The sequence below is a fragment of the Paenarthrobacter sp. TA1.8 genome, assembly GCF_048595705.1.
GTDB lineage: Bacteria > Actinomycetota > Actinomycetes > Actinomycetales > Micrococcaceae > Arthrobacter > Arthrobacter nitroguajacolicus.
The window spans coordinates 2208137-2223839 of record NZ_CP184287.1 but is presented as its reverse complement, the minus strand read 5'-3'; the positions used below and the strand labels follow the sequence as shown (position 1 = coordinate 2223839).

Genomic DNA, 15703 nt, shown 5'->3' with positions numbered 1-15703 from the left:
AGGGAAGCGCTCCCGCACACCATCGCAACAGGTAGCCCGATCGACGGGCGCAGGAGCGTGACCCAACGCAACAAGGGCAGGACCACCCATTGGTGGTCCTGCCCTTGTTTGTGCTTCAGATGTTAAAGGTCAGTGCGATCCGAGGGTGATGGCGATTTCGTTGGGCACTACGTCAAGCTTGGACGATGCCGTGACCTTCCCGGTGGTCAGATCCACTGAATGAACAGTGTTTGCTGCCGGTTCAGTGACATAGGCGATGTTGCCGTTGACCACGATGGCGGGGTGGGCGTCCTGCCAATCGGCCGGGCCTTCCCAGGCCTTGATCACAGGGAACTCGTTGACAATCTTCCCGTCCTTGGGATCAAGCACATGGATTGAGCCGTCCGTGGAGAGGATGTAGGCCAGGTCTCCCGGCCCCCGGGCTACATCCCGGAACGTGTACTGGACGGTTTCGGGGAGCTTGACCACGTTGAAGGTGTGCTTTTCGGTGTCGATCAGCGCCACCGAGTTAAGAAGGTAGCCTTCAGCGTCAGGATCAGTCTTGTAATCACCCACCACGATGGGGCTGGTCTCGGAAACGAATGCATTGCCCATCCGGCCGTATTTGTCCGGTGCCGTGAACTTCTCGAATTTGCCGTGGTGGTATAGCAGGGCACCATCCTCGCAGCCGAAGATCACTGCCTCGCCGGCTGCAGTTCCCTCGCCATGGATGCCCGGGCATTCTTTGCTTTCGGCCACTTTGTCCCAGTGGTCGCCGTGGGATTCGAGTGCCATAGCGCCGCTGCGTGAAGTCTTGTCTCCGATGGTGGTGAGAAGCTTCCCGTCCTCCAGAACAATCGACACACCATGGTGTGCGGAGTCAGCCTTGTACGTCTGTGCCGCAGGCACAGCACCCTCAGCCTTGGCGAGCTCGTCGGTCTTCAGGATGGTGGTGGTGCCCGTCCCGTCGTCGAACAGGACGGTGTTGCCGGCGTGCCGGACCACGTGGCCGGCAGCCGTCGCGTCAACCTGCAGATCGGTGAGCTTCGGTTCCACCGTGTCCAGCAGCTGGAAGCCTGCCTTGGTGGTGACGAAAACATGGCGACCGTCCCCAGCTGCGTTCAGCCTGGTGAACTCCTCGGAGTCGAATTTCTTGACGACTTCCAATGTTTTGCTATCCAGGACGCTGATGCCTCCCGGGTAGGAGATGGCGACGCGTCCGTGCGCTTCGACCGAATCCGTGGAAGATGCGCCGGGCGTCTCGGATGTACCGGCTGGAGTTGTGCTGCCTGGTGTGGTGTTGGCGCAGGCGGAGGCCAGGAGCGTCATCCCGGCAATCAGTGCGATGCCACCCAGGCGGGTTCTTCTTTGGCGGAGCATGTAAGGGTTCCTCATTCTGTTGTGGTGTTAAAGAGCGGGTGAAGTGATCAAGGCTTGAGCCCGGTGACAATGCGCTCGGTATTGGTGCGCATCATGTCCAGGTAGGTTGCTGCGCCGCCGTCGGGTCCTGTCAGGGATTCGGTGAAGAGCTCCGCGACCTGGACCTTAACGCCGGCTTCGTTAGCGAGGACTTGCACCAGCCGGTCGGGCTGGGACGAGTCCGCAAAAATGGTGGGGACGCCGGCACCACGGATGGCCTCGCTGAGTTGGCGCAGATCAGCAGCACTCGGTGCCGCCAAAGTGGTCCCCCCGGGGATGACCGCACCAATAATCCGGAAGTCGAATCGTTTGGCAAGGTAGCCAAAAACGTGGTGGTTTGTGACCAAGGCCCGGCGTTCCTTGGGGATGGCAGCAAATGCGCCAGTCATTTCCGTGTCCAGTTGAGTGAGCTTGTCCCGATAAGCCCCTGCACTGGCCGAAAGCCGGGCGGAGTCGATTCCTTCGATATCGCGTGCCGCACCCTCTACGGCGTCCACGACGTCGATCACCGCTGCCGGGTCGGTCCAGAAGTGAGGGTCCGGCGCCCCTTCAGCATCACCGGAACTGTAAGGCACGACGTCGATCACCTCACCCGCCGCCATTACCGGTGCACCGGCTTTCGCGGCCCTGTCCAGGTGTTGCTGCAGCCCTTCCTCCAGGCCGAGGCCATTGGAAACCACCAGGTCTGCGCTGCCCATGAGGGCAGCCTGTTGCGCCGATATTTCAAAGGAGTGCGGATCAGCGTTGGGTTGCATGAGAGTAGTTACTTCGGCCTGGTCGCCAAGGACCTCTTTCGTGATGTCACCCAGGATGTTGGTTGTCACCACTACCTGCGGCTTCTCCGGAGTCCCGGGTTGGGAGCAACCCGACAGAACCAGCCCGGCCACCGCGGCGAGGGCAAGTAGTGCCGCCCGCCTCATCGGCCGGTCTCCACGAAATGGACGGGCTTCGTAGGCAACTCGAGGGTCCGGGCAATCCGGGCGTTATCGGCATAGTCAATTTCATGGACCACGCCCTCGGCGGGCGCATTGACGTAGGCGCGTTGGGCGTCAACTGTGAGCTGAATATTGTCGGCGAAGGCCGGATCAGCCAGTGATCCGACCAGCAGCGGTTTCGTGCTGGCAATCTGTTCTTTGGATGATCCGTCATATACCTGAACCGTGCCGTCGGCGCCGATGACCACCACGTGGTGGTCGGCGTCGTCGACTGTTGCGGCGGCGACAACGGGGGTACTCGTCGGCAGCCATTCCCACGTGCGCTGGCGGGTGTTCAGGAGCCAGACCCCGGAATCGGTGCTGAGGCCGGCAATCGTGGGCCTGCTCTTGCGTCCGTCGAATTCGGTGGCCGGAGCAGCGACGCCCCGCGGGTAGGGAACCCTTTCGAACACTGGCGTTGACCCTTCCATCGTGGCGATCACCGCGCCATCGGAGCAGCCAACCACCAATCCCACCCTGGTGGTGATAGTTCCTGCCGCTGCGGGGCAGTCGGTGGTGGCCAGTTCCTTACCGTCGACGTCAATGGCTCGCAGGCGGGCGGCATTCCCTGCATTGCCGGGTTCGGTGACCACCGCCCCTTCGCCCAGTGGAGCGATCAAGCCCGCGTGCGGTTCAGTCTTGAAGCGAAGGGTCTCGGTAATGGTCCCGCCGGAGAGCGCCGGATTATCCAGAAGTACCGCCTCCCCGGAGTTTGGGAAGAAAATCCCCGTTGTGCCGGCCGTCGACAGCAGCCCCGTGGCAATGGTGGTAGTACCTTCACCGTCAACCCTGCCAATATTCCTCGCTGCGCCCCGGTAGTAGTGGAAGTGATCCACGTGATCCCAGGTCCACGCGCCACTGTCCACGATGTCAACACCGGTGTTGCTGGCGGCAAAGACGTAACGCCCGTCGGTGCTGACATCAGCTGGAGAGCGGACCTTCCCCAACCGGGACTGTGTCCCGTTCAGGAGGTCCAGCATGGAGGTTTCGCCTTCGGCGTCGATGGCCACAAGGTGAAGCTGCGGTTCAGCGACCTCGGCCACTCCGGTGATCGTCCCGTGCCCGTCACCGGTCGACGCCGATTCGCTCGCGTCAGGTTGCGGCGCCTGCGCAGTGGACGGGTTGCCGCACCCCGCAAGCAAGAGCAGTGCCAGCGTGGCTAGTGCCACCGGTTTTATAGGGATGTTCATGATTACTTTCCAGTGAGGGATACAAAGTCAGGGGCCGGTTCCGGCTCAGGAGTTTTGACCGCCCGCTTGCTGTGTCCGGCGTAGAGGTGCCCACCAATACCGGATAAGGCAGCCAGCGTAATGGCCGCCATGGCGATGGATGCGCCCGCAGCTGTGCCGGCATACCAGGAACACAGCAGACCAAGAGCCACGGCCACTATGCCGAAGGCGACTGCTACGGTCATGCGGGCCGGAATACTGCGTGTCCACGGGCTGGCCGCAACTGCCGGCGCAAGCAGGAGTCCCACCACCAGGAGCGACCCCACTGCCTGATAGGACGACACAACAGCAAGGGTTACCAAACCCACCAGTGCCAACTGGACTACATGCGGACGGAGTCCCAGGGTTTGTGCGATCCGTGTATCAAACGCTGCGGCGACGAAATTGCGGTGAAGGATGACCGCAATCGAGATTGTGGCAGTCGCCGCCAGCAACAGGCCAAGCAGGTCACCATCGTCCATGGCGAGGATGTCACCAAACAGCATGGCAGTTGCGTCCGTGGCAAAAGAGCGTGAGTGAGACACAATAATGACCCCGAGCGACAACATCGAGACGAAGAGAAGGCCGATGCTGGTGTCATATGACAAACGGCCGCGCCGTTGCAGCAGGCTGATCATCGCACTCATGACGACGGCGCTCGCCGCCCCGCCCGCTATTGCCGGGGCGCCGGCTACTGTTGCCAGGGCCACCCCTGGCAGCATCCCGTGACCGATGGCTTCGCCAAGGAACGCCATCCCTCGAATGACGACCCAGGTGCCGACGACACCGCAGATGATTGCGACGAAGGCACCACCGACGAGGGCCCGGAGGAAGAAGTCTGCGGTAAACGGTTCAATTAGCCAGTGCACTCAGCCACTGTAAAGCATATTGAGATTCATTATCAAAAAGGATTAGGATCGAGTGTGAACTCTTCCAATTCAGCCCTGCGCGCCCGCAACCTTCACTTCAGCTTTGGTGACGCTCCAGCGCTGGTAGGCGTTGACCTGGACCTCGAGTGGGGCAAAGTGACCGCCATTGCCGGCCCCAATGGAGCAGGCAAATCGACGCTCATCGAGATCCTTGCGGGGGTTCGTAAAGCCGCCCGCGGGACGGTGGACTGCAAGGACGACGTGGCCTTGGTAGTCCAACGGGTGACAACCCCCGACGCTCTCCCCCTCACCGTTCAGGACGTGGTGACGATGGGCACGTGGGGCGATCGGTCAGGCCGGGCGCCGATAAACCGCGCCCCCAAAATAGGGGCAGCGGAACGAAAAGCGCGGGTCTCTGAGGCCCTGGCCCGCGTTCAGCTCAAGGAACACGCCTCATCGCCGTTCAACGCACTGTCCGGAGGCCAACGACAGCGTGCTCTACTGGCCCAAGGCATAGCCCGCCGTGCACGGATCTTCCTACTCGATGAGCCCGCTGCGGGGCTGGATCTGGAGAGCCGGCAGCGTACGAGGGCCATGCTCGCAGCAGAAGCAGCGCGCGGTGCAGCAGTGGCCTGCGTCAGCCATGACGAAGAATCAATTGAAGCCGCAGACTGCATCGTGAGACTTATCAGCGGTCGACGCGTCAGCTAGCTCTGACGTCAAACGACCTTGAGCTCCCGGATGGTCAGGTCCCGGAACGTCGCCGCTCCTTCATGGGCGTAGAGGCGGATGCCGTCATCGCCTTCAAGCGGGAAGACCCGGTGCGAATGCACCACACGGCCATCCCCAATGAACATCTCCAAGCTTGTGCGATCCACGAGGATGCGGATGGTCAGGCGCCCGGCGGAGGGGTCCATTGGTGTTTGGGTTTCGCCTGCCGTGGGGTTGACGGTGGGGCGGCGGTTGACGTACGTGAACGGACCTGGCAGGAAGGCACCTGCGGCCACATGCCTGCCCCCGCCTGGTGCACGGCATACTTCCAGCCCGAGATTGGCCGGCGGCGAGGCCGGATCCCACACCACCTCGCAACTCAGATCATAGGCGCTTGAGCGAACCTTCAGATCATGAGTACCAGCAACCGACACATCACCGAGTAGATGTGTGCGCTTCACGTGGTCCCCCAGCGCAGACGTTGGCGCGGAGACGAGGTAGTAGGTGCCGTTTCCACGCTTGAGCCGGACATCGCGGACGATCATGTCATCGCCGTTATAGCCGTCAGTGGCAAGGGTTGGCGTGTTGTGCGGGTAGTCCCAGAAATTTGCCCAACCGATCGCCCGGCGGAGGGTTGGGTCCTCGGCACCAGATACAACATGATGCGGGTAGGTCACTGCACCGTAGAAGTCGAAGCCATAATCGAGCCATTCCGGCTCGTCATGGTCCGGCGTGAAGGAACTGCCGTCAAAAGCTCCCGTCCAGTACGCATACGTCGCGGGCAGTCCGCGACCCTTGCCGTTCGCACTGGTGCCAAGAACCCAATGCGAGGTGCCGTCGTCGGCCGTCATTCGAAAGATGTCCGGACACTCGAGCAGACCCAAGTCAGTGCGCACGAACTCGCCAACACGCTTCCAGGACCGCAGGTCCGGTGACGTGTAGAACCCGAGCTTTTGCCCTTCTGCATTAACCATGAACCACCGCCCACGTTCCTCGTCCCAGATAACCTTGGGATCGCGGAAATCGTGCACCCCCGGGTTGGGCAGCACCGGGGCCTCGCCTCCCGGCTTGAAAGAGCGGCCCCTGTCCGTGGAGTACCAGAGGTACTGTGCCTGCCGGCCCTCCGGCGCCTGGGTGACAAGCGCAATCACCGCGCCCGCCCCGTATCCTGCGGTATTTCCCTCATCGACCACCAGGCATCCCGACCAGCAGTCACCGTTGCCGTTGCTGAACTTCGGGATGGCGACACCGCGGTCCCGGAACGCGACGTGATCGGTAGTGGTGGCCCGTCGCCATGACGTGCCGCCACCGCCACTGATGTAGTCGGCGTTGTACAAGTAGTAGTAGTGGTACTCGCCGTCCAAGTAGATGGGTCGCTGGGGATCGTTCTTCCAGTTGTCGGCCACGCTGAAGTGATAGACCGGGCGCATCCGGGATGATCCTTTCGAAGGGCCACTCACCGCCGAGGCGGGGCCGGCGGGACTGGACAGCGCCAGGGACCCGCCCAGCGCAACCGCCCCAGCGCCGGTCAGCAGTCCACGGCGGGAGACCGATGAAGACTTTTCCATGGGTTTCACTTTCCTTCCGGCAAGAGGCTCCGGGTACTTTCAAAGATCCCGACCATGGTCCAGGCGTCGAAAGTAAGGAGCCGCGCCGAACCTTCGGTAGCGGCCAATGTCACGCGCTCGCCCCCCAGGGTCGGGTAGACACGGGCCGTCAGGGGCTTGCCGTTGGCAAAAATCTCGACGGCGGACCGGTCCACCACCACGCGAAGGCGAACCCGACCGTCCATCATGGGAACGGGGCCGGACTTGTCCTCCACATCGACGGCAGGGTCGAGGCTGCTTCGAGTACGATCCAAGCGCAGAGTGCCGACGGGGGTTCCATCTGCGGCCCGACTCAGCACTATCACGGTCTCCTCGACGCCGTCCGGAGACGTCAGCACTCCCAGCCGAACCTCCGCACCAGGCGCAAGCTGCAGGTCCAGCTCCAGGTCCACCTGGTTGCCGGATACACCGGTCTCAAGGGACGTTCCAGCCCCTACCAACACCTGGCCGGGGACGGTGACGTGGTTTCTGCGTAGCTTCTCAATTTCGGGAACCGGCGCAAACTCCAAGGTTCCATCGTTGGCCACGGTGGTGACCCTTGGCAGGCTCATTACGCCCGACCAGCCGGCTTCCACCATCGCCGCATCACTCCGGCCTTCTTGCATCCAGCCGAACATGACACGGCGGCCGGACTCATCTTCGAAAGACTGCGGCGCATAGAAGAACCGGCCTCCGTAGTCCAGCCGGTGCAGTGCCTCCGGCTCGAAGGCATCCCCGGCGTAGCGGCCGGTCCAGTACAGCGGATGGCGGGTTTCGCCGTCGTCCCACGCGGAAAAGACCAGCACATCCGGCGCGTTGTCCGCAGGGACAGAGCCCAACGAACCCTGTCCGGCGCGGAACAGGTCAACGCATTCCCACATGGTCCCGGTCCAGTCAGAGTCCGCAGGATCGCCCTGCGAAGCATCGCCTATGCACAAGGGCCCGATGTAATCCCAGGACCGTAGATCCGAAGACTCGTACAGGAAGGCCGTGCCGCCGCGATGACGAATGCCCGCCCCCACCAGCTGTCGCCACTTGGTGCCTTCGCGCCATACGCAATGATCGCGGTATGCGGTGATCTCCACTCCGGCCGGCGGCGCCGCGATCACTGGATTCCCGGGGTCCTTGGTCCAGTTCTGCAGGTCCGGGGATCCTACAGCGACGCAGGGCAGCTCCTTGCCCTCGAACCGTCCCGAGTACACCAAGGTGGGCGTACCGCCGTCGTTCACCAATACCCCCGACCAGCAGCCATCAGCGTCCGGTCCCGCGGACGGTTCCAAAGCAACGGGCAGGTCAGTCCAGGTGACGAGGTCGGTGCTGATGGCGTGGCCCCACTGGATGCGATGGTGGAAAGCACCCTCCGGGTTGTACTGATAGAAGAGATGGTACGTGCCGTTCCACTGGCTGACGCCGTTGGGATCGTTGAGCCAGCCGGCCGGCGACACGAAATGGAACCGCGGGCGGAGGGGGTCTGCCTCAGCGCGGGTCAGCAACTCGTCCTGGGGAACGGTGGCGAGCGGGTGGGTTAATTCAGTCATGCTGAAGCCTCTTCCTGAGCGTTCGACGCCGGGCCGCTGGATTGGATTGGTTCGCTCGCCAATGCATGGCCGCCGGCTGCGGCCCACGGCCGGTACAGATGGCAGCGCACCCAGTGACGGTTCGCAGGGTCACCCACTTGATGGCGCACAGGTTCTTCGGCCGAACATGGCTGGTTCGGATCGCCGTCGAACGCGCAGTGCGTTGAGGCCATGACCGCCTGCCGCAATTCGGCCCTGCGGACGGGGTCGTACGAGCCTGCCCGGGCGGGGTCCGGAACAGCCGAAACCAGCAGTTGCGTATATGGGTGCGCAGGATTGGACAGCAGGTCCAGGGACTCGCCCTCCTCGACGAGTTCACCGGCGAACATGACTGCCGTCCGGTCCGCCAAGTAGCGGGCGGATGCGAGGTCGTGCGTGATGTAGAGCATGGAGATGCCCTGCTCGTCGCGGAGCTTGCGCATCAGGTTCAGCACGCCGATCCGGACAGAAACATCAAGCATGGAGGTGGGTTCGTCGGCCAGGATGACCTGCGGTTCAACGGCGAGCGCCCGGGCTATGGCTACGCGTTGGCGCTGGCCGCCGGAAAGCTCATGCGGATAGGAGTTCAGCATGTCAGCCTGCAGACCGACAGTGGTCATGAGTTCTGCTAGCCGACGCTGGGTCTCCTGCTCGGAACCGCCGCTCTTGCCATGGATCGCCAACGAGCGCCGCAGGAAATGGTCCATCCTGTGAGCGGGGTTCAATGAACCGAAGGGGTCCTGGAACACCATCTGCAGTTGCGAGCGAAATGCACGCGACGCTTGGAAACGATCCCGTTTGAGGATGTCGACGCCGTCAATCAGGATTGCGCCGGTGCTCGGCTTTTCGAGCCGCGCGACGCAGCGGGCCAAGGTGCTCTTGCCGGAACCGGACTCCCCCACAAGCGCCACGATTTCACCGCGGCCAATGCTCAGGTCGACGCCGTGCAGGGCACGGACCGAATCGCGGGAGAACAGCCCGCCAATGGGAAATGACTTTCCCAGGCCGCGGATCTCGAGGGCGGGGGTACCGGTGCCGGCCACGGCCGGTGGGGTCATGAGTGAGTGGCTCATCGTGCAGCTCCTTCCAGGTTTGCTGAATCAACCGCCGGGGTGTCGGCACCAAACGGAGCTACGAAATGGCCGGGTGCTTCTTCGGTGAGGTCCGGGATGTTCCGGAACTTCACGCCGTCGGGCAGTCCCGTCAACGGAACGCGGGGACCGGTGAGCGGCGGAAACGCGCCCATGAGGGCCTGGGTGTAAGGGTGGCGGGGATTGGCGTAAACGTCCTGGGCTTTCGCGGTCTCCACGATCCGGCCGCCGTACATCACGGCCATGCGGTGCGAGAGTTCCACCATGAGGGACATGTCGTGCGTGATGAAGAGGACGGAGAAGCCTAGTTCACGCTGGAGGTCCTTGATTTGTGCCATGATCTCCTGCTGCACCACTACGTCCAGGGCGGTGGTGGGCTCGTCCAGGATCAGCAGTGACGGCTTGAGCGCCACGGCCATGGCAATCACGGCTCGCTGGCGCATGCCGCCCGAGAGCTGGTGCGGATAGGACTTGAGCCGTCCGGGATCGATCCTCACGAGTTCCAGCAGTTCCCCGGCGCGCCTCAGCGATTCCTTACGGGAGTAGCCGGCGTGAGTGGTGAAGATGTCAACGATCTGTTCGCCTATGGTCAGCACCGGATTGAGCGAGTTCATGGCAGATTGGAAGACCATCGCCACGTCCTGCCAGCGGAAGCGCCGCAGCTCTTCAGGGCTCATGGCCAGGACGTCCTTGCCACCGAAGGAGATGCTGCCGCCTGCAATCTTTGCGGGGTCCTTCAGGAGCCTCATGATTGAGTTGGCAATGGTGGACTTCCCGCAGCCTGACTCCCCCGCGAGGCCGAACACCTCACCGGTGCCAATGCTGAAGGAAACGCGGTCGACGGCGGTGGTGGACCGGGTGTCGCCGATGTACTTGACGGTGAGGTTTTTGACGTCAAGGACTGGTTCGTGGGTGCCGAAGGAAACTTGGGAGATGGTCATTTGGCGGCGCTCCTTTCGGTGTCTTTTGGAGTCTTGATTTTCCGCAACCGCGGGTTGGTGACCTCGTCCACGGCATAGTTGATGAGGGCTAGGGCGAAGGCGACCAGCGCTATACACACGCCTGAGGGGACGAAGACCCACCAACTGCCGGTGAGCAGGGCGCCTTCGTTGCCGGCCCAGAAGAGGTTGTTGCCCCAGGAGACCGTGCTGACATCGCCCAGGCCCAGGAACTCCAGGCCCGCTTGGGCACCGATTCCGTAAATCACGCAGGCAAGCAGGGTGCCCATGACAATCGAGGCCATGTTGGGCAGGATTTCGCGGAACATGATCCGACCCGCCCGTTCCCCGGACACCACGGCCGCGGCCACGAAGTCCTTGGATCGGATGGACAACGCCTGTGACCGAAGGACGCGGGCAGAGCCGGCCCAGCCGGTGACGACGAGTACCAGGATTACCGTGCCCAGACCCGGCGGAAGGAACGCGGCCAGGATGACCAGCAGGGGCAGGCCGGGCAGGAGGAGGAAAACGTTGGTAACCAGGGACAACGCTTCGTCAATGAACTTGCCGAAGTACGCCGAGGCGAGGCCGACGAGGATGCCGATGAACGTGGACGCCACCCCGACGGTCAGCCCCACGAAGAGGGAACTCCGTGAGCCGTGGACGGTCAGTGCGAGCACGTCCTGTCCCTTGGCGGTGGTGCCAAGCCAGTGCTCGGCAGATGGTTCCAAGGAGGCCATCGCGGTGATCCTCGACGGGTCGCCGGGAAACAGCACCGGCGCCAGCAGGGCCAAAGCAATGAAGATGAACATCACGGCCATGCCCGTCAGGGCCTTCTTGTTGTTCAGGAGCCCGTGGACGAAGCTGCGGTTGGGTTTGCGGACAGCCGGTGTTGGAGTTGGCTGCTTCAGAAGTGCGGTTGTCATGATCAGTCCTCTAGTTGCTGCGCACGCGCGGGTCGAGGCGGACGTAGAGGATGTCCACCAGGAAGTTGGCAAGCAGCACAGCGGCGGTGATAGTCAGGAACAGGCCCTGCATGAGCGGATAGTCGAGGCCTTGGACGGCATTGAGGAGTTGGTAGCCGACGCCGGGATAAGCGAACACCACCTCCGTGAGCAGCGCACCACCCACCACGAACCCCAATCCCATGCCGAAGCTGGTTACCGACGGGAGCATGGCATTGCGTGCCGCGTAGCGGAGCATGATGCGGCCGGGGCGGAGTCCCTTAGCTTCGGCCATGGTGATGTAATCCTCGGAATTCGTGGCAATCATGGTGTTTCGCATGCCCAGCATCCAACCTCCGATGGAAACCAGCACGATCGTCAGCGCGGGCAGCACAAGGTGGGCACCGACGTCGCCGATGAACTCCCAGGTGAACGCCGGCTCCAAACCGTCAGTGAACGCATGTCGGATCGGGAACCAACCCAGCACCACACCGAACAGGTACAGCGCACCCATGGCAAGCCAGAAGTACGGGAACGAGCCGATGAAAACCAGTACCGGCGGAAGCGCGGAGTCGATCGCGCCGCCACGGCGCCAAGCGGCCAGGATGCCCAGCAGGTTACCCACGACGGCGGCCACCACCAGTGCGGTACCGCCCAGCAGAAGTGTCCAGCCGATTTGGGACGAGATGACTTCGGTGACGGGGGTGGGGAAACGGGAGATGGAAACACCCATTTGCCCGGTGAAGATGTTGTGCATGTAGTCGATGTATTGCTCCCAAATGGGCCGATCGTCAACACCCAGCAGCTTGCGCAGGGCCTCGATTTGTTCGGGCTGCATTCGGTCCTGGGAGCGGGCGAACATCCGGGAGACGGGGTCACCGGGCATGAAACGCGGGAGCAGGAAGTTCAGGGTGATGGATGCCCAGAAGGCGATCAGGTAGAAACCCAGGCGGCGCAGGATGAAGCGCACGGTTTCCCTCCATTCGGGAATTGCGGAAAGTTTGGGGCACGTCCGGGCGGAGTTGGCCGCCCGGACGTGCGGTGTAAGGCCCGTGAGGGGTCAAAAGCGGTGGGCCCACGCCGCCCGGGTTCCCTGGCCGAAGCGCAGCGAGGTTAGGGCGGCGGTGGTTGGGCCCACGCCGCCCGGCTTCCCTGGCCGAAGCGCAGCGAGGTTAGGGCGGCGGTGGGGACTACTTGCGCGGTTCCAGCGTGGTCAGTACCAGCACCGTTGTAGGTGAACGGACCGAGAGGGTGGCGTACGGGTTGCCCTCAGTGGGCCAGCCGGTGAACCGGTTGTCATTGAAGGCTCCCCATTCCGGGCCGGAGAACAGCGGCACCAGCGGTGCGACGTCGTTGTACTCTTCCTGCAGCTTGTTGGCGAGGTCCTTTTGCTTGGACTCATCACTTGCCGCGGCGAAGTCGGCAAGCAGTGCATCCGCTTTCGTGTCGCCGAAGCGGTGGTAGTTGTCGAACGTCTTGGTGCCCACGGGCTTCACTGTTGCTGTGCCCATTGACGTGTTGAAGTACTTGTACGGGCTGGGGTCGTTGGCGCTCCAGACAATGCCGGAGTCGAAGTCGCCGGTCTCATAGCCGGCAACCACGGCAGCCCAATCCGGGGACTCCACCTTGGCAGTTACGCCCACTTCGGCCAGGTTCTGCGCGATCACGTTGGCCACTGACAGCCAGTCGGAGGAAGTCGCGCCCACGGAGATCTCGAATTCGAACGGCTTTCCGTCCTTCATCGTGCGCTTTCCGTCGGCTCCCTTGGGATATCCGGCCTTGTCCAGAAGCTCGTTGGCCTTTTGCACATCGTGGTTGGTCCACGTGCAGTTGTCCTTGACCGCGGCGTTCTTCCAGGTTTCGTAGTTGCCGGAGAGTCCGGTGCAGTCCGCCGGTTTCGCGTAGCCGCTCATGCCGATCTTGGTGACTTGCTCGCGGTCAACGGCCATGCTCAGTGCCTTGCGCACATCAACGTCGTTGAACGGCGCTTTAGTGGTGTTGAGTTGCCAGTTGATCATGGCACCCGTGGCCGGGAACCAGTATTGACGGTGTTCCTTGTCCTTGGAAACGAAGGTCTTTTCGATGTTCGGGATGTACTGCGGAGCCCAGTCCACGTCGCCATTCGCGGCGGCGAGGTTGGCGCCGTCGTTTCCTGCAAAAGCGAGCATCTTGATGCCGGCGATCTTCTGCTTCTCCGGCTGCCAGTAATTCGGGTTCTTGGTCAGCACGAACGACTGGGCCTGGAAACTGTCCACCTCGGTGTAGGGTCCGGTGCCCACCGGCTTGGCGTTTGCGTCCTTTTCCGGGTCCGGCAAAGCGGACCAGATGTGCTTGGGCAGGATGACGAGCTGGCCGACGTCGTAAAGGGCTGGTGACCAGGGCTTGTTGAAGTTGAACGTGACTTTGTTGCCCTCGGCCGTAACGGTGTCCAGATACTCGAAGCCGCCCTTGATCTTCTTCTGAAGTTCGAACGTATAGGCAACATCGTCAGCCACGAAGGGCTGCCCATCGGACCACTTCACACCGTCACGGAGGGTGAAGGTAAGTGACTTGCCGTCCTCCGCAGCATTCCACTCGGTGGCAAGCCACGGCACCGTGTCTCCCTTGGCCGGGTTGAAGATCAGGAGGGATTCGTAAATGGACTGCTGAACCATCGGGTTGACCGTGGGAGCGAACGGGTTGAAGTTCTGCACGAACGTTCCCATGTCCTCACGCGGGATGGTGAGGAACGCGCTGGCGTTCGCTCCGGCGTCGGAAGTGCTTGTCTTGGTGACATTGGCCGTGCAGCCGGTGAGCAGCATTGCGCCCACTGCAAGGCTTGCCGCCGTCATCCGGGCAGCCCTGAAATATCGGGGTTGTGTCATGATGGTTATCTCTTTCCTATCTTCATCAGCAAGGTGAAGGGGTTGGTAAGGGGTTTGCTCTTCGACGTTGATTTCGCGGTCAGACCGAAGAGCGTTCTAGCAGCGGACAGTCGACCAATTGCTGGTCGGCAATGATCGGCTGTCCTGCTGTTAGTGCGGCGAGCGTTTGGACGCCCAAGGCGCCCATTTTTTCGAATGGCAACGCAACCGTTGTCAGCTTTGGCCGTAGGTAGGCCGCGATGAGTTCCTGATTGTCGAAGCCGATCACGGCGATGTCCCCGGGGATGGTCAGGCCCCGTTCCTTGATGGCGTCATATGCGCCCATCGCCATGCGGTCATTGAGGCAGAACAAGGCCGTTGGCCTGTCCTGTTGTGGATAGCGGTCCAGTATCCGGCAAGCGGCTTCGTAACCGCCATCGGCCGTGGCATATCCGGACACCACCAGTTCCGGGTCCAGCTCCAGTCCGGCGACGGCAAGCGCTTCGCGTGCACCTTCCAGCCGCCCCACTGCAGCAGGAATAACCGGGTCAAGGTTGATGACTCCAATCCGGGTGTGGCCGGCTTGGAGCAACCGCTCGACGGCGATCCTTCCTCCCCCACGCTCGTCAGGGACGATCGAGGGAAGCTTACCGTCTGCATCGAAGCAGTTGATTAACACGGTGGGTACTTCATTGGCACTCGCCGGAACGTGGACGCCCCGGTGAAAAGTAGCTGCGTAGAGAAGTCCTTCCACTCGTTGTTCCAGCAGCTTTTCAGTTGCAGCATCTTCCAGGCCCTCGTTGGGTCCTACGGCATCGGCCTGGTCGGAGGGCGCGATGAGCAGGAACCGGCGGTCAAGCCAGGCTTTGTCCTGGGCTCCTTTGATGATGTTGACGGCGAACGGTGCCGTGACGATCTCCGTCACGATCCCGTACCAATCGCTGCGCCGCGATGCCAGCGCACGGGCACCGGCGTTGGGCCTGTAACCCAGTTCCTGCACAGCGTGGTTGATCCGAGTGCGGGTTTCCTCGGAAATGCTGGCGTTTTCGCGGTTGCTCAAAACAAACGAAACCGCAGTCCGGGAAACGCCGGCATGTTTGGCGACGTCTTTCATGGTGACTCCCCGCTGCCGTACAGGTACGGCCTCGCCAGGGGTGGTTTTCGCCATTGAACGCTCCGGGTGATCTTGTTTGGTCCGAGTGTGGTGCCAGGCCATCATTGCCTGGCTTGCTCTGCAGGAAACGCTGTTGGTAACGCGCGTTACTTGTTGAGCATGTGACCTAGGTTACCCGCGTTACTTCAAGTCTGTCAACAGGTGGTTTTGACAGACTTGAAGGTTCAAAACCGCGCCGTCTGCCGTCTATTTTGCGCTGGGTTCGCCCGTAGATGCGTCGGGCAGTTCTTCGTTCGGGACATCGTGAACTTTTTTCGGGATCTTGCCCTCAACGTCGGCAGGTACGGGAGGGTCTTTCTCTTCATCAGTAGACATGAGCCAAGCATAGGGGCGCGTACTGACAGTCTATGGACTCTTCAGCTGCCAGAGCCTTGAAAAAGTGGGGCGTAGTGTGGACTTTGGACGAAAGGA

At 62.1% G+C, this 15703-nt stretch carries 14 protein-coding genes; 1 reads left to right on the top strand and 13 read right to left on the bottom strand.

All coding sequences use genetic code 11. The features are described 5' to 3' along the window. Positions 1-129: 129 nt before the first annotated feature. From aztD to aztB, 4 genes are read right to left on the bottom strand one after another with little or no spacing between them, the layout of a single operon-like run. Positions 130-1374, bottom strand: coding sequence for a zinc metallochaperone AztD (gene aztD, locus ACNAOT_RS10260; RefSeq protein ID WP_420180952.1), 1245 nt, complete (start codon positions 1372-1374; stop codon positions 130-132). Positions 1375-1406: 32 nt separating this feature from the next. Next, positions 1407-2318, bottom strand: a complete 912-nt coding sequence (gene aztC, locus ACNAOT_RS10255; RefSeq protein ID WP_420180951.1) for a zinc ABC transporter substrate-binding protein AztC — start codon at positions 2316-2318, stop codon at positions 1407-1409. Continuing rightward, positions 2315-3562 carry an ABC transporter gene (locus ACNAOT_RS10250; protein WP_420180950.1) on the bottom strand — a complete coding sequence of 416 codons (1248 nt, stop codon included), beginning with the start codon at positions 3560-3562 and terminating at the stop codon, positions 2315-2317. Before ACNAOT_RS10250 ends, aztC begins: the two co-directional genes overlap by 4 nt. Before the next feature lie 2 nt (positions 3563-3564). Further along, a complete protein-coding gene (aztB, locus tag ACNAOT_RS10245; RefSeq protein WP_420180949.1) occupies positions 3565-4449 on the bottom strand; it encodes a zinc ABC transporter permease AztB in 885 nt (294 codons plus the stop codon). Positions 4450-4503: 54 nt separating this feature from the next. On the opposite strand from aztB, the gene ACNAOT_RS10240 reads away from it, so the two are divergent. Beyond that, on the top strand, positions 4504-5160 hold the full coding sequence (locus ACNAOT_RS10240) for an ATP-binding cassette domain-containing protein (RefSeq protein WP_420180948.1): 657 nt from the start codon (positions 4504-4506) through the stop codon (positions 5158-5160). A gap of 8 nt (positions 5161-5168) precedes the next feature. On the opposite strand, the gene ACNAOT_RS10235 is transcribed toward ACNAOT_RS10240, so the two are convergent. From ACNAOT_RS10235 to ACNAOT_RS10195, 9 genes are all read right to left on the bottom strand, one after another. Next, complete coding sequence (locus ACNAOT_RS10235) at positions 5169-6590, bottom strand: glycoside hydrolase family 32 protein (RefSeq protein WP_420181151.1); 1422 nt, start codon at positions 6588-6590, stop codon at positions 5169-5171. A gap of 143 nt (positions 6591-6733) precedes the next feature. Continuing rightward, positions 6734-8284, bottom strand: a complete 1551-nt coding sequence (locus ACNAOT_RS10230) for a glycoside hydrolase family 32 protein (protein WP_420180947.1) — start codon at positions 8282-8284, stop codon at positions 6734-6736. Beyond that, positions 8281-9375 carry an ATP-binding cassette domain-containing protein gene (locus ACNAOT_RS10225; protein WP_420180946.1) on the bottom strand — a complete coding sequence of 365 codons (1095 nt, stop codon included), beginning with the start codon at positions 9373-9375 and terminating at the stop codon, positions 8281-8283. The genes ACNAOT_RS10230 and ACNAOT_RS10225 overlap by 4 nt, the downstream gene beginning before the upstream one ends. Next, positions 9372-10334, bottom strand: coding sequence for an ABC transporter ATP-binding protein (locus ACNAOT_RS10220; protein WP_420180945.1), 963 nt, complete (start codon positions 10332-10334; stop codon positions 9372-9374). Before ACNAOT_RS10220 ends, ACNAOT_RS10225 begins: the two co-directional genes overlap by 4 nt. Continuing rightward, a complete protein-coding gene (locus ACNAOT_RS10215; protein ID WP_091467106.1) occupies positions 10331-11257 on the bottom strand; it encodes an ABC transporter permease in 927 nt (308 codons plus the stop codon). Before ACNAOT_RS10215 ends, ACNAOT_RS10220 begins: the two co-directional genes overlap by 4 nt. Positions 11258-11267: 10 nt before the next feature. After that, positions 11268-12245 (bottom strand): ABC transporter permease, encoded by a 978-nt coding sequence (locus ACNAOT_RS10210; protein WP_420180944.1) that lies wholly within the window; start codon positions 12243-12245, stop codon positions 11268-11270. A gap of 220 nt (positions 12246-12465) precedes the next feature. Beyond that, positions 12466-14139 carry an ABC transporter substrate-binding protein gene (locus ACNAOT_RS10205; RefSeq protein ID WP_420180943.1) on the bottom strand — a complete coding sequence of 558 codons (1674 nt, stop codon included), beginning with the start codon at positions 14137-14139 and terminating at the stop codon, positions 12466-12468. A 79-nt stretch (positions 14140-14218) separates the two neighbouring features. After that, complete coding sequence (locus ACNAOT_RS10200) at positions 14219-15286, bottom strand: LacI family DNA-binding transcriptional regulator (RefSeq protein WP_420180942.1); 1068 nt, start codon at positions 15284-15286, stop codon at positions 14219-14221. A 192-nt stretch (positions 15287-15478) separates the two neighbouring features. Beyond that, on the bottom strand, positions 15479-15607 hold the full coding sequence (locus ACNAOT_RS10195) for a hypothetical protein (protein WP_420180941.1): 129 nt from the start codon (positions 15605-15607) through the stop codon (positions 15479-15481). Between the last annotated feature and the right edge of the window lie 96 nt (positions 15608-15703).